Genomic DNA, 13,871 nt, shown 5'->3' with positions numbered 1-13,871 from the left:
GCGAGCGCGCCCACCGCCGCCACCCCGGCCAGCCCGGTCAGGGCGCGGCGCCGCCAGAGCAGCCGGCGGTAGCGGCGCACCGCCGGCGCGGCGAGGTCGGCCGGCCTGGCGTCCTCGACCAGGTCCTCGAGCGCGCCACGGAGCGCGGTGTCGAACGAGTGGTTCACAGCGTTGCTCCATCCAGGGTCGGGGCGTTGGCGGCGGCGCGGCGCAGCTTGGACAGCGCCCGCGACGTCAGGCTGGCGACGGTGCCGGTCGAGCAGCCGAGCAGCTCGGCCACCTGCTGCTCGGTCATGTCGTCGAGGTAGCGCAGCACGATGACCGCCCGTTGCCGTGGGGTCAGCACGCGCAGCGCGTCCCGGAGCACCAGCCGCAGGTCGGTCCGCTCGCTCGGGTCGGCCACAGCCTTCTCCGGCGGCTCCGCCGTCAGCGTCTCCGGCCGCCGGTGGCGGTACCGCCACACGGAGATCCAGTCGCGGTACATGATGCGCTTGACGTAGGACTCCGGGTGGTCGGTGATGCCCGGCCACTTCAGCAGTGCCTTGGCGAGCGCGCCCTGCAGGAGATCCTCGGCGGCGTGCTGCGCACCGGTCAGCGCGTACGCGAACCGGAACAGCGCATGGCTGCGCTGCTCCACGAACTGCGTGAACTCGTGCTTGGTTGCGGGATCCACGTGGTTACCTCCACCGCTACATACGCCCCGCGCCGGCGGAACCTTGCGGGTGCGGCAGCGGTATTTTCGGCTATTTCGCGCGGGCGCGGAACTGCGCGACGCAGCCTTGCGCGACCGGCGGCCATTCGGTGCCGAACTCCTTTGGCGCGGCCGTTTCCGGGTCGGCCCGGTCGTGGTCGACGGCGCCGAAGGATCTTCACGCGGCCCGCTATCGGCACCGCGGCCGGTCCGGTCAGCCGGCGGTGGCGGGCCGGGGGTCGTCGAGGCGGCCGTCGGCGATGGCGGTCCGCAGCAGGCTCAGGGCCTCGGCGCGCACTCCGGTCAGGACGGGGTCGGCGGTGACGGTGGCAGGGTGGACCGGCACCCCACGCGGGGAAGCGGCTATCGCGGTGCGGATGGCGCCGGCCAGGGCGGGTCCCCAGGTGCCGCCGAGGACGATCTCCTGCGGGTCGGCGAGCGCGACCACGGCGGCGATGACGCCGGCGACGGCGGTGCCGATCGTCGAACGCACCGCGGGGTCGGCGGCGCAGCGGGACAGCAGCCGGTCGACGTCGATGGCGGTCGAACCGGACCGGCGCAGCTCCAGGGCGCCGAACACGTCGATGAAGTGGGTCGCGCGGCCGGCCGGGCCGGTGGTCAGCAGGTGGGCGAGCTCGCCGGCCAGGCCGTGGTGGCCGCGGCGGACCGACCCGTCGCCGACGATCGCGCAGCCGAGGCCTTCGCCGAGGTACAGGTAGGCGAAGTCGGTCAGCCGCCCGGCGGCGTCGCGTTCGGCGAGAGCGGCCCAGTTGACGTCGTTGTCGACGGTGACCGGGCCGCCGACGGCTGGGGCGAGGACCGCGACGGGGTCCAGTGACCCGACGAGAAAGGGTGCGTCGGGCAGCTGCACGAGGCGCCCCGTGGCCCGGTCGACGGGGTCGGCGGCGCCGACGACCGCCAGCCGCGGCCGCGGGGAAGCCGGCAGCGCGGCCAGCAGCGCGGCCGAGACCTGTTCCGGCCGGGCCGGCCGGTCGATCGGCGCGGTGCCGCGGGCCACGGTGTCGCCGTAGGCGTCCACGTACTCGGCGACCACGCCCTCCGGCGCGATGGTGACGGCGAGGGCGACCCCCACCGCCGGGGAAAGCGCGTAGTACGACCCGACCCGGCCCCGCCCGCGGCCGCCCCGGGTGCGTTCGCCGGTGTCGGCGACCAACCCACGCTCCGTGAGCCGGCGGACGCTCTCCCCCGCGGTCGGCTTCGAGATGCCGATCTCGGTGGCGAGCTCCGCCCTGGTCAGCTGCCGGTGCCGCATCAGCGCGCGCAGGACGTGCTCGTCGGTGACCGAGCGGACGAGGTCCAGCGACGGCATCGTGGGGTCCACCGTGCCAATTCTAGTCAAGGCCCTTGCCTTGAACCGGCGGGGCCCGTACGTTCAATACAAGTAAAGACACCTACCTAGAATGGAGGGGCCGTGATCGACACCGCGTTGCCGCACTGGGAGGAAGCCCCCGCCGACCTGCGGGCGGCGACCCGGGAGATCAAGGCCGCCCTGCGCGAGCGCATCGCCGCGTCCGGACGCACCGTCGACGAGGTCTTCGCCGTCGTCGAGCAGCGGGTACAGGCAGCCGTCGACGAGATCGCGGCGGCACGCCGTTCCGGCGAAACCATCTGGCCGGTGATCGACTATGCCGACATCGAGGCCGGGACCGTGGACGCCAGGGACGTGGCCAGGCTGCGCAAGCGCGGCTGCCTGGTGGTGCGCGGGCACTTCGAGCGCGGGCAGGCCCTCGGCTGGGACCGCGACATCGTCGACTACGTGGAGAGCAACCGGTTCTTCGAGCACTACCGCGGCCCCGGCGACGACTTCTTCGGCAGCGTCGGCTCCAAGCCCGAGATCTACCCGATCTACTGGTCGCCGGCGCAGATGCAGGCCCGGCAGAGCGAGCGCATGGCCACCGTGCAGGCGTTCCTCAACAGCCAGTGGAAGCACGAGTCGGGCGGCACGCAGTGGTTCGACCCGGGCCGCGACTCGCTCTACCCCGACCGGATCCGCCGCCGCCCCGAGGGCGCGGACTCCGCCGGCCTCGGCACGCACCTGGACCCCGGCACCCTCGACCTGTGGATGACCCGGGCCTACCAGCGGGCGTTCCGGCACCTGTTCGACGGCAGCGTCGAGCGGTACGACCCGTGGGACGCCGCCCACCGCACCGCCGGCCCGCAGTATCCGGGCTCCACCATGTGCTCGGCGTTCCGCACCTTCCAGGGCTGGACCGCGCTCTCGGACATGGACCACGACCAGGGCGTCCTGCACACGGTGCCGATCCCCGAGGCGATGGCCTACCTGATGCTGCGCCCGCTGCTGAGCGACGTGCCCGACGACGACATGTGCGGCGTCACCGTCAACCAGGTCTTCCCGGCCGGCCACAAGTGGCACGCCCCGCTCATGGACGCCCTCGCCGGCATCCCGGACGTCAAGGCCGGCGACTCCGTCTGGTGGCACTGCGACATGATCCACAGCGTCGCGCCGGTCGAGGCCCAGCGCGGCTGGGGCAACGTCATGTACATTCCGGCCGCCCCGTGGTGCCCGCGCAACGAGCAGTACGCGGCGTCCGTCCGGGAGGCGTTCCTGAGCGGGGAGAGCCCGTCGGACTTCCCCGCCGAGCACTACGAGCGCGAGTGGCCGAACCGCTTCCAGGCGGCCGACCTCAACGACATCGGCCGCCGGGGGCTCGGCCTGCGGTAGCCCGGACCGCGACCCGGACCCCGGCGCCGCCCGCTACGCCGCGGAACGCGGCCGCCGCCCACCGTCGCGGTGACCGCGCCCGCCTCGGACCCGGAGCCGCGTCCACGGGATCAGGAGCGGTGCAGGCGGACGAGTTCCGCCCGGGCGTGCGTGACACGGCGGGTCTCCGCTCCGCCCGCCTGGGCGAGCTCGCGCGCCAGGTCCTGTGCCGCTTCGATGCGGTGCCGGGCCCGGGACCGGCTGTGCAGCTGCCTGCGGTACGCCTTGCGGTCCTTGCGCAGGCCACTGACCGCGTCGAGGAGCGGCGGCTCGAGGGAGCCGGCGTGCACCTCGGGGGTGAGCAGGTCGTGCATCCAGACCCGTTCCCGTTGGGCGGCGTGACGCAGCACGTAGAACAGCGCCGCGAGCTCGACGACGCCGATCGCGAACGGCAGCACGGCGAGCAGCACGCCGAGGTTGCCGCCGAGGCCGGCCATGTCGTCCCAGGCGAAGTGGAACACCATGGCCGCCAGCATGGTCAGCACGCCGCGCCCGATCCTGCGTTCGCCCGGGGCCCGGCCGAGCACCCACATGAGGCCGGCGCAGAACATCGCGCTGAACAGCGCGTGGGACACGATGCCGGAGGCACCGCGCACCAGGAAGATCTGCAGGGCACCGCCGATCTGGTTGGTGCCGTAGGCCTGGACTGCGCCGTTGAGCACGTACAGGACGTCCTCGGTCACCTCGAAGCCGAGGCCGATGAACGCTCCGATGATGAACCCGTCGTACGCGCTGCGGACCAGCTGCGGCGCCAGCCCGATGAGCAGGACGAGGCCGAGCGCCTTGCCGAACTCCTCGTTGACCGGCGCGGTCAGCCCGGCCGCCCAGTCCTGTGCGAACGCCGTGCCACCGACCTTCGTCCAGATCTCCAGCAGCGAGGTGTTGGCCGGCAGCGCGATCCAGAAGGCGGCGGCGGCCCCACCCCACACCAGGCCGGTCGCGAGCAGGCCGGCGGGCTGGGCGGTGTAGCGGTTGTGGCGGCGCAGCAGCAGGATCCACGGCACCAGGTACACCCCGAACAGCACCACCCCGCTCGCCAGCGCCGGGGCGTAGAAGCCGGCCTGGCCGCCGAAGTACCGCAGCATGGTGACCCCGCCGGCACCGACACCGAGCACGTACACCCAGAAGGCGACGTTGTGCGGCTGGAAGAGCCGGAACGGCCGGCCCCAGCCGGACTCCTCGATCGCCCTGAGCTGCGCCAGTTTCGCCGCCGGCTCCGGCAGCCCGGTGGGCGTGGCCACCGCGCTCATCGCCGCGCTCCAGGGGTGATGCTGTGCAGCATGGCCTGCACCTCGCCGTGGTAGTGCTCGAACTGCCCGGGTGCGGCCCGGACCACCACCAGCAGCGCCGGCGCGGCCTGCACCTCGGCGGCCGGCCCGGTGGCCATCTTGAACGCCACGTCGAGCCCGTCGCCCCCTGGGCCACTGTCGCCCTGCACCACGCCGACGAGCCCCCCGCCGGTCGTCAACGACGCCCGCCCGCCCTGCACGGCCAGGCTGTCGTCGCCGCGGGCCCGCCGCACCTGCGTCAGGAACGCGTCGGCGGTGCCGGCGAACGTCGAGCCCGTCAGCTCGATCCGCGCGCCGCCGTTGACGAGGACCACCTGCAGGCCGGTCGCACTGACCCCGGCCGCGCCCGTCAGGACACCGCTCTCCAGCTGCCAGCCGACCGGCGGCACCGCGGTGGCACCGTCACCGAGGTCGAGCACGTCGCCGGCCCGGATCTCGTTGTGCCACGGGATCACCGCGTTCAACGCCGACCACCCGTAGATGAGCAGCAACGCCAGCACCAGCGCGATCAGTCCCGGCCCCAGCGTCCGGCGGTCCAGCCCGAACCACCGGTGCTCGACCGGCACCCAGCCCGCCGGGGCCTCATCCACACCAACCGCCATCCGAGCCTCGTCCCGCATCACGGACCGCCAGGTGGCGGGCGGTCACGAACGCCGCACCCCAGCCTGCCACCAACCGGTGCGATCCAGTAGCGATCGGGTCATAACGGAAACGCGACGCGGATCACCCGGGCCCGCGTCACTGTGCGGAGCTCGCGCCGCGGGGCATCTCTCACTGGGCCTGCGGCAGCGGCCAGCCGGTCTCCGGCAGCGACCTGAGGTTGGCCAGGGCGGCGGGCCGGCCCTGCGAGATCTCCGTCAGGTCGTCCCGGGTGGCGAGCCGGACGATCGCGCATCCCGCCGGGCGCAGGGGCGGCGAAACCGGGACGTTTCCTCTAAGGTCGCGGAAATGTCAGCAGGCGCGAAGGCTATGCAGATCCTGTTCCTCATCGCCGGCACGCTCAGCATCGCCTTCGGCACGCTGGGCACCATGGCCGAGAGCGATGACAAGAAGTACTCCGAGTGGACGTGCTACGCGCCGACCCAGCCGTCGTCGCCCCAGCAGTGCAGGGGCAACATGACCGGCGGGAACCTGCAGGTCGGGACCAACTTCATCCTGGCCGGGATCGGCCTGGAGATCGCCGCCGCCGCGGTCGCCTTCGGTGGCCGCCGCGACCAGCTGCCTCCGCCGCCGATGCCGTACGCGATCCCGGGCCAGCCCCCGTTCCCGCCGCGCCCCGTGCCGACCGGCAGCCCGATCGTCCCGGCGCAGGCCCCGCCCCCGCCCGCCTGGCCGGCGGCCTGAGCTTGTCAGCGGATCGTGTAGGCCGCACCGGCACCGGCGGGCCACCGCAGGCGGCAGCGCCCCGCCGGTGCGCCCGGCACCGAGGTCACCGCGACCGGAGCGTCCGCGGCGTCGTACACCGGCAGCGGCGACGGGAGCTCGACGGTCAGCGGACCGGTCGAGCCCGCGACGATCCGCGCCGTGTCGAGGTGACCGCCGGTCCAGGACACGTCGGCAAGGTGCCCGCCACGGCAACGGATCCCTCGGAGGCGGCCGGTCGGCCAGGAATCGGGCAGGGCGGGCAGGAGGCTGACCACGCCGGCGTGGCTCTGCACGAGGACCTCGACGATGCCGGCGGCGGCGCCGAGGTTGCCGTCGATCTGGAAGATCCAGCCGCTGGGGCGGCCCGCGTCGGGGTGCAGGGTCAGCAGCGACGCCGAGCACAGCTCCTTCTCCAGGGCCGCGAGGGACTGCGCGGCGAGCACCGGGTCCCGCAGGCGGGCGGCGAGGCAGAGGACCCAGGCGCGGCTCCAGCCGGTGTGTCCGGTGCCGTGCGCGAGCCGGGCCCGCAGTGCGCGGCGGGCGGCCGCGAAGTGTGACGGGGTACCGGTCTCGGTGATGCGGGTGCCGGGGTACAGCCCGTAGAGGTGCGACAGGTGCCGGTGCCCGGGTTCGCGTGGCGGGCGGTCGTCGAACCACTCCAGCAGCGTCCCGTCGGCGCCGACCTGGACGGGTCGCAGCGCGGCGAGCGCCGCGGCGGCCTCGGGATCGCCGGTGAGCGCGACGTACCGGGACAGGACCTCCCGCGCGAGCTCCTGGTCGAGGGCGCAGCCCCACGACGTGGCGGCGTGCCCGCCGTCCCCGAACAGGAAATGGTGCTCCGGCGACGTGGACGGGCTGACCACGAGACCCCCGTCGGCGGGGACCAGCATGTCGAGGGTGAACAGGGCGGCGGCCCGCAGCACCGGCAGCAGGTCCGCGTCACCGCCGTATTCGACGTGGTCCCACACGTGCGCGGCCAGCCACAGCAGCGCCGACGGCCAGTTCGCCCACTGCGGATCGCCGGGGACCGGCGCGGTGAAGCGCCACAGGTCCGTGTTGTGGTGCGCCGCCGCGCCACGGGCGCCGTAGCAGGCGGCGGCCGTGGCGGCTCCCGCCAGGGCCAGGTCGCGGGTCAGGGTGAGCAGCGGCTCGTGCAGGTCGGCGAGGCCGGTCGGCTCCGCCGCCCAGTAGTTCATCTGCGCGTTGATGTTCGTCGTCCAGTTGCTGCTCCAGCCCGGCCGCACGTCGGCGTTCCAGATGCCCTGCAGGTTCAGCGGCTGCGTCCCGGGCCGGGAGCCGGCGATCAGCAGGTACCGGCCGAGGTGGAAGAACTGCTCGACGCCGGGCAGCTCGAGGTCGGCGCGGTCGAAGAACGACCGGTGGTCGGCGACGTGCCGCTCCCGCAACGCCGGCGTGGACATGGAAAGCGCACGGGCCACTGCGGACAGCGCGACCCCGGCGATCGCGGCGAGATCCGTGCCGGGCGGCTCGTCCGGCCCGCGGAACCCGGTGGCGGCGGCGACGATGAGCCGCGTCTCGTCGGCGGTGTGGCGGACGGCGGCGGCGACGGCGAACCCCATCCCGGTGCCGTACGTGACAGCGGGAGCCCCGTCGACGTAGCTGGGCAGGACGTGTGCCGGTGCCTGCCCGGTCCACACCAGGCAGGGCCCGGCGCCGCAGTCGACGACACCGGCGGTGACGGGATGCGGGGTGTCCAGCCGCGGCACGACGGCCGCGGCGAGGGTGCCGGGCCCGGCCGCGGAGACGACGAGCACATCGTCGGGTGCCGAGACGAACGCCGTCAGCCGCACCGGGTCGTCGTCGCTGGAGTAGGTGGTGACGGCCACGGCGTCCGCGAGGTCGAGACCGCGGCGGTAGCCGCCGACGCCGAGCGACGAGGCGTAGTCCCACTCGAGGCGGCCGATCGGTTGGAACGACTGTGTCCACGCCGATCCTTGCAGCCGCCTGGCGAGAGCCTCGGCGGTCGCGTGGTCGCCGGCCGCGATCGCCGCGCGCAGCTCCTGGAGGACGGGCGGCGGAGGTGGCGCCGGGGTCAGGGGTCCCCCGGACCAGAACGTGTCGTGATTGAGGTCGATCCATTCGCTGCCGGGCCGTCCGTGCAGCATCGCGCCGAGGCTCCCGTTGCCGAGCGGGAAGCCGTCGTGGAACTCGCCGGCCGGTGCGGCGACGTCGATGCGGTGCCGGCTCACGACGCCCGCCGGATCTCGACCGCGCAGGTGTCGTGGTGCAGCAGGAACACGAGGTCGCCGCGGCGGACCGCTTCCACGCCCGGCGGCAGGTCCGGCAGCACGGGCGCGACGCCGGCGGCGGCGCACACCAGGCGCAGCAGCCGCCGCATCGCGTCCGGCGCGGGGACGGTGGCGACGTACCAGGCGGTGCCGGCGCCGAACCGGTGCCGGAGCACCGCGGGCCGCCCGTCGAGTGGTCCGCCGCGGACGGCGGCGACCGTGTCCGCGCCGCGGGCCGTCGTCCACTCCGCCCACATCGTCGCGGTGAAGTCACCCAGCTCGGCGGACGCGACGTCGATCGGGTCGGCGAGGGGCCAGTGCTCCTCCACGCGCACGCCGAGCAGGTCCTGCCACGGCCCGGGCCAGCCGCCGGTGTGCACCCGCTCGTCGGGGTCGGTGATCCCGCTGAACGGGCCGACGACGAGCGTCCCGCCGCCTTCCACGTAGCCGATCAGGTTGCCGGCCGCGGCCGCCGACACCTGGTACAGGTTCGGCACGACGACGAGGCGGTGGTCCCGCAGATCGCCGGTGGCGCGGACGAAGTCGCACGTGACATTGTCGCTCCACAGTGGAGCGTAGTAGTCGGTGAGCCGGTCCACGTAGCGGAATCCCTCGTGCGGCTGGTGGTCGAGCTCGACGGCCCGCCACGCGTCCCAGTCCAGGACGATCGCGACGTCCGCCGGCACCGGCGCACCGACCACTTCGGACAGTCCGTCGAGCTCCTCGCCGAGCGCGCGGATCTCCCGGAACACGCGGGAGTCGGGCCCGGCGTGCGGGAGCATCGCGCCGTGCGACCGCTCCGCGCCCTGCCGGGAGGCCCGCCACTGGAAGTGCAGGACGCCGTCGGCGCCGCGGGCGACCGCCTGCATCGACCACAGGCGGTTGAGCCCGGGCCGTTTCGGGGTCGCGACCGGCCGCCAGCTGGCGGCGCCCGGCGACTGTTCGGCGAGCAGCCACGGCCCGCCGGCGAGGGACCGGACGATGTCCTTCGCCATGGCGCCGCGCATCGCCGCCGCCGGGTCGTTCGGGTCCGGATAGGTGTCCAGGGACACGAGGTCCTCCTGCGCCGCCCACCGCCAGCCGTCGGTGTGCCGATAGCAGTCCATGAAGTTCGTGGTGACCGGGACCGCGGGGTTGTGGGCGCGGACGGTGTCGCGTTCGGCGGTGAAGCATTCGAGGAGCATGTCGTCGCAGAAGCGCTGGTAGTCGAGGTCCTGCGCCGGGTTGATGACGTACTGGACCCGCCTGGGCGGCAGCACCTCGGCCCAGGCGCCGTAGCGCTGCGACCACACGGCGGTGCCCCAGGCCGTGTTGAGCCCGTCGAGGTCGTCGTACCGCCGCCGCAGCCACCCACGGAACCGCTCGGCGCAATGGTCGCAGTGGCACGTCGTGCCGTACTCGTTGCCGACGTGCCACACGCGCAGCGCCGGATGGTTCGCGTACCGGGCCGCGATCGCGCCGGTCACAGCCAGCGCAGCCCGCCGGTACGCGGGGGCGCACGGGCAGTACTGGTTGCGGGAGCCGTACACGCGCCGGATGCCGTCGGGTCCCTGCGGCAGCGTGTCGGGGTGCCGGTGGCCGAGCCACGGCGGCGGCGACGCGGTCGGCGTGGCGAGCGCGACCCCGATGCCCGCCTCGTGCAGCAGGCCGAGGACCGTGTCGAGCCAGTCGAACGTGTAGCGGTCCGGCGACGGCTGCAGCGCGGCCCACGCGAACACGCCGACGGTGACGAGGTTGACGCCCGCCTCCCGCATGAGCCGCACGTCCTGCGCCCAGACGTCCGGCGGCCATTGTTCGGGGTTGTAGTCGCCGCCGTACAGCAGCCGCCCGCGCGTCACGTCCTGCAGTCCCGGCACCGGCTCAGCCCTTGATCGCGCCGGTGAGCATGCCCTTGGTGAAGTGTCGCTGCACGAACGGGTACGCCACCACGATCGGGATCAGGGTGAGCGTGACGACCGCCATCTGCAGCGACAGCTGCGCGATCTGCTGGTGGCCGGCGTACTGCCCGGTGCCGGTGACCCCGCCCCCGGGCATCGCGCTGCCCTGCAGCGTGTACGTGTACAGGATCATCTGCAGCGGCCACTTGCCGTTGTCGGGCAGGTAGAGCAGCGCGTTGAAGAACGAGTTCCAGTAGCCGACGGCGTAGAACAGGGTGATGACGGCGGTCACCGCGCGCGAGGTCGGCAGGATCACCGACCACAGGATGCGCCACTCCCCCGCGCCGTCCATGCGGGCCGCGTCGATGAGCTCCGGCGCGGTGCTGCTGAAGAACCCGCGCATCACCAGGATGTTGAACACCGACACGGCGGCGGGCAGGATCATCGTCCAGTACTCGCCGTACCCGCCGAGCGCGGTGACGACGAGGAACGACGGGATGAGCCCGCCGCTGAAGAACATGGTGACGACCAGGAACAGCAGGATTCCGCGGTGCCACAGCGACCCGCTGCGCGACAGCCCGTAGGCGCACAGCACCGTCACCACCATCGACAGCACCGTGCCGACGAGCGTGATGACGAGGCTGACGAACAGTGAGTGCGTGACGAGCTGGTTGGTGAAGATCTGCCGGTACGCCTCCACCGTCAGCTCCGTCGGCACCGTGACGAGGCCGCCGGCCTCGTTGATGGCCGCCTGCGTGGAGAAGCTGGTGAGCACGATGGAGTACAGCGGCACCAGGATCACCGCCACCACGAGGAACAGCGTGATGCCCTTGCCTGCCTTGCCCACCGGCCCTAGCGGCTCTTCCCAGACGGGGCTCGTCATTTCCGATACAGTCCGTCCTCGCCGAAGGCGTGTGCGAGCTTGTTGGCGGCCAGCACCAGGATCAGGGACAGGACGCCCTTGAAGAGGCCGGCGGCGGCGCCGTAGCTGAAGTTGTTGTTGACGACGCCGTAGTAGTAGGCGAACGTGTCGAGGACCTCGGAGGCGTCGCGGCCGACCGCCTGGCGCTGGATCAGCATCTGCTCGAAGCCGACCGTGAGCGCGTTGCCGAGGCGCAGGACCAGCATGAGGACGATGACGCCGCGCATGCCGGGCAGCGTGATGTGCCACAGCCTGCGCCACCGGCCGGCGCCGTCGGCGGCGGCCGCCTCATAGAGGTTCTGGTCGATGGCGGCGAGCGCGGCCAGGAAGACGATGATGCCCCAGCCGGCCTCCTTCCACACCGCCTGCGCGGTGACCAGGTATTTGAAGGCGTCGGGGTCGGTCATGATGTTCCAGGTGTCCCAGCCGTGCCGGCGCAGCATGGTGTTGAGCGCGCCGGCGCCGCCGAGCATCTCCTGGAAGACGGTGACGACGAGGACCCAGGAGAAGAAGTGCGGCAGGTACACCACGGACTGCACGAACGAGCGGACGCGGGCGTTGACGATCTCGTTGAACACCAGCGCGAGCGCGATCGGCACCGGGAAGTACAGGATGAGCTGGACCGCGCTGATGACGAGCGTGTTGGACAGCGCGTGCCAGAAGATCGGGTCCTGGAAGAGCCGCTCGAAGTTGTCCCACCCGACGAGCGGGCTGTACCAGAACCCGGAGTAGATGTCGTAGCTCTGGAACGCGGTGATGAGCCCGAACATCGGCACGTAGGCGAACACGGCGAGCAGCACGACCGCGGGCAGCGTCATGATCAGCAGCGACCGGTCCCGGCGCAGCCTGATCCGCCACCGCCGGGGCCTGGCCTGCGGCTCGGGTGGCGCCGCCACGTCGGCCGCCCGCCGTGTTCCCGTCGTCACTTGCCGGTGCCGTACTTCTCGCGGATGCCGTCGTAGAACTTGCGCAGGTCGTCGCCGCCCTGCTTGCGCCAGTTCTCGACCGCGTCGGTCCACGCCGAGATCGGTTTGCGGCCGAGTCTCACGTCGGTAAGAGTGTCGTTCATCGGCTGGCCGAGCGCGGCGAACTGGGCCGGTTCGCTGACGTTCATGCCGTAGAACAGCGGCTTCACCGCGTACTTGACCATGTCGGCCTGCCACGCGGCGGCGTCCTTCGTCACCTGGACCGCTCCGGACTGCACCGTGCTCGCCGACGCGGGGCAGGACAGGAACTGGAAGGTGGTGGCGATCTCCTTGCTGCCCTGCTCGGTCAGCAGCGGGTTGCCGGCCGTCATGTTGAAGTGCGTGGCGGGGGCGCCGAAGTTGACGGTCAGCCACTCGGCGGAGCCGTAGGGCGCGGCGAGGTAGTTGGCGATCGACAGCAGTTCCTTGATCTGGCCGTCGTTGAGCTTCTTGTTCAGGTAGCTGTACATGCCCGCGCCGTTGCCGAGCTGGATGGTGGGCTTGTCGCCCTTGGCGCTGAACAGCTTGAAGGCCTGCCGGTTGTAGCTGGGGTCCGCCGCCGCGCCGGATTTGGCGTCGTCGCCGTTCCAGGCGCCGGTGCCGTCGGCGCAGACGGCCACCTTCCCGCTCCAGAAGCGCTGCTTGCCGTTCTGGCTGTTGTTGGCGACGGCGTCCGGATGCAGGTAGCCGGCCTTCACCATCTTGGCGTGCCAGTTGAGCGCCTCGACGATGCCTTCGGTCTCGTACCGGTGCCGCAGCTTGCCGCCGGCGTCGGTCGTCCACGGGTAGCCGGTGGCGGGGAAGCCGAACAGCTGGCAGATGTACGCGGCGTCGTTGCCGAACAGGTCGTCGAACGCCCAGTGTCCGGCGCTCGCGTTGGTCAGCGCCTTCCCGACCGCCTCGAGGTCGGCGATGCTCTTGACGTCGGTGGAGACGCCGGCCTTGTCGAAGAGGTCCTTGCGGTAGTAGTACGCGCCGGCGATGACGGCGTTGGAGGAGTAGATCGGCAGGCCGTACAGCTTGCCGTTCCACACCCCGGCCACCCACGCGTTCGTGGACAGCGCGGCCAGGTTCGGATACTGCTTGATCTTGTCGCCGGCGAGATAGGGGGTGAGGTCGGCGAACTTCGTGCGGACCGCCTCGCCGAAGTTGAGCTTACCGGTGGTCCAGCTCGGGACGTTGATCCAGTCGGGGAGCTTGTCGGCGGCGAAGAGCGGCGGCAGCAGGTCGGCGTAGGTGTTGCCGTCTGCGGGCTGCAGCTTCAGGGTCGCGCCGAGTTGCTTGTTGACCGCGTCGTAGTAGGCGTTGCCGCTGGAGGGTGGGATCGCGCCCCACAGCGGGGTCATCGTCACGTACGTGCCGCCGTTGCCGACCTGGCCGGTGACGGTCTTCGGCGGGCTGGCCGGGTAGGCCAGGAACGCCGGGTCGGTGGACGCGCCGTTGGCCCCGGCGACGACGGGGAAGTCGGGCTTGACCAGGTCGCTGGGCTGGTAGGCGGGCAGCGCCTTGGCCAGATCGCCCTCGCCGGTGGTGCCCGAGGTCTTCTCCTTCGGGCTGCCGCAGCCGTCGAGGAGCGGCACGGCGGCGATGACGGCGATGGAGGTGAGCAGGCCGCGCCGGCTCATCCCCGGGGTCGCTCCGCTTTGCATGGTGGTTCCACCCTTCGGGTGATCGAGGTGCACGATGCGTCTTTGCGGTTGTCCCGTGACTGTCGAAGCGCTTCGACTGCGTTCGACTGCCAGACCGTAGGGCATCGATGCGTGTCCGACA

At 72.3% G+C, this 13,871-nt stretch carries 11 protein-coding genes; 2 read left to right on the top strand and 9 right to left on the bottom strand.

Features of this window, described 5'->3' with window-relative positions; translation table 11 throughout:
• Positions 1 to 163 precede the first annotated feature (163 nt).
• Positions 164 to 673 (bottom strand): SigE family RNA polymerase sigma factor, encoded by a 510-nt coding sequence (locus ABZS58_RS19650; protein WP_354783327.1) that lies wholly within the window; start codon positions 671 to 673, stop codon positions 164 to 166.
• Positions 674 to 905: 232 nt separating this feature from the next.
• Positions 906 to 2,033: an ROK family transcriptional regulator gene (locus ABZS58_RS19645; protein WP_354783325.1), complete on the bottom strand. Its 1,128-nt coding sequence runs from the start codon at positions 2,031 to 2,033 to the stop codon at positions 906 to 908.
• A gap of 90 nt (positions 2,034 to 2,123) precedes the next feature.
• Here ABZS58_RS19645 and ABZS58_RS19640 point away from each other — a divergent pair, with 90 nt between their 5' ends.
• Positions 2,124 to 3,395, top strand: coding sequence for a DUF1479 domain-containing protein (locus ABZS58_RS19640; protein WP_354783323.1), 1,272 nt, complete (start codon positions 2,124 to 2,126; stop codon positions 3,393 to 3,395).
• A 110-nt stretch (positions 3,396 to 3,505) separates the two neighbouring features.
• Here the strand turns inward: ABZS58_RS19640 and ABZS58_RS19635 are convergent, their stop codons facing one another.
• The gene (locus tag ABZS58_RS19635) at positions 3,506 to 4,684 is read right to left on the bottom strand and encodes a PrsW family intramembrane metalloprotease (protein WP_354783321.1); all 1,179 of its coding nucleotides are present in this window, start codon (positions 4,682 to 4,684) and stop codon (positions 3,506 to 3,508) included.
• The gene (locus ABZS58_RS19630; protein WP_354783319.1) at positions 4,681 to 5,325 is read right to left on the bottom strand and encodes a hypothetical protein; all 645 of its coding nucleotides are present in this window, start codon (positions 5,323 to 5,325) and stop codon (positions 4,681 to 4,683) included. The genes ABZS58_RS19635 and ABZS58_RS19630 overlap by 4 nt, the downstream gene beginning before the upstream one ends.
• Positions 5,326 to 5,671: 346 nt before the next feature.
• Here ABZS58_RS19630 and ABZS58_RS19625 point away from each other — a divergent pair, with 346 nt between their 5' ends.
• Positions 5,672 to 6,067, top strand: a complete 396-nt coding sequence (locus ABZS58_RS19625) for a hypothetical protein (protein WP_354783317.1) — start codon at positions 5,672 to 5,674, stop codon at positions 6,065 to 6,067.
• A gap of 5 nt (positions 6,068 to 6,072) precedes the next feature.
• Here ABZS58_RS19625 and ABZS58_RS19620 read toward each other — a convergent pair whose 3' ends face one another.
• Genes ABZS58_RS19620 through ABZS58_RS19600 form a run of 5 tightly spaced genes read right to left on the bottom strand, consistent with a single transcriptional unit; the run spans position 6,073 to position 13,750 of the window.
• The gene (locus ABZS58_RS19620; RefSeq protein WP_354783315.1) at positions 6,073 to 8,298 is read right to left on the bottom strand and encodes a glycoside hydrolase family 95 protein; all 2,226 of its coding nucleotides are present in this window, start codon (positions 8,296 to 8,298) and stop codon (positions 6,073 to 6,075) included.
• On the bottom strand, positions 8,295 to 10,193 hold the full coding sequence (locus ABZS58_RS19615; RefSeq protein ID WP_354783313.1) for a beta-galactosidase: 1,899 nt from the start codon (positions 10,191 to 10,193) through the stop codon (positions 8,295 to 8,297). The genes ABZS58_RS19620 and ABZS58_RS19615 overlap by 4 nt, the downstream gene beginning before the upstream one ends.
• A 4-nt stretch (positions 10,194 to 10,197) precedes the next feature.
• Entirely contained in the window at positions 10,198 to 11,097 is a 900-nt protein-coding gene (locus ABZS58_RS19610) for a carbohydrate ABC transporter permease (RefSeq protein ID WP_354783311.1), read from the bottom strand.
• Positions 11,094 to 12,062: an ABC transporter permease subunit gene (locus ABZS58_RS19605; RefSeq protein ID WP_354783309.1), complete on the bottom strand. Its 969-nt coding sequence runs from the start codon at positions 12,060 to 12,062 to the stop codon at positions 11,094 to 11,096. Before ABZS58_RS19605 ends, ABZS58_RS19610 begins: the two co-directional genes overlap by 4 nt.
• Positions 12,059 to 13,750 (bottom strand): hypothetical protein, encoded by a 1,692-nt coding sequence (locus tag ABZS58_RS19600; protein ID WP_354783307.1) that lies wholly within the window; start codon positions 13,748 to 13,750, stop codon positions 12,059 to 12,061. Before ABZS58_RS19600 ends, ABZS58_RS19605 begins: the two co-directional genes overlap by 4 nt.
• Between the last annotated feature and the right edge of the window lie 121 nt (positions 13,751 to 13,871).

This window comes from Dactylosporangium sp. NPDC005555, from assembly GCF_040605635.1.
Classification (GTDB): Bacteria; Actinomycetota; Actinomycetes; order Mycobacteriales; family Micromonosporaceae; genus Dactylosporangium.
Note: the sequence above shows the minus strand (reverse complement) of the source record. Positions and strands in the feature narration are given on the sequence as shown.

Bases quoted from the DNA above. Each gene is read 5' to 3' on its own strand.
- ABZS58_RS19635 (WP_354783321.1), bottom strand. From the start codon at position 4,684: ATGAGCGCGGTGGCCACGCCCACCGGGCTGCCGGAGCCGGCGGCGAAA.
- ABZS58_RS19600 (WP_354783307.1), bottom strand. From the start codon at position 13,750: ATGCAAAGCGGAGCGACCCCGGGGATGAGCCGGCGCGGCCTGCTCACC.
- ABZS58_RS19610 (WP_354783311.1), bottom strand. From the start codon at position 11,097: ATGACGAGCCCCGTCTGGGAAGAGCCGCTAGGGCCGGTGGGCAAGGCA.
- ABZS58_RS19625 (WP_354783317.1), top strand. From the start codon at position 5,672: ATGTCAGCAGGCGCGAAGGCTATGCAGATCCTGTTCCTCATCGCCGGC.
- ABZS58_RS19630 (WP_354783319.1), bottom strand. From the start codon at position 5,325: ATGGCGGTTGGTGTGGATGAGGCCCCGGCGGGCTGGGTGCCGGTCGAG.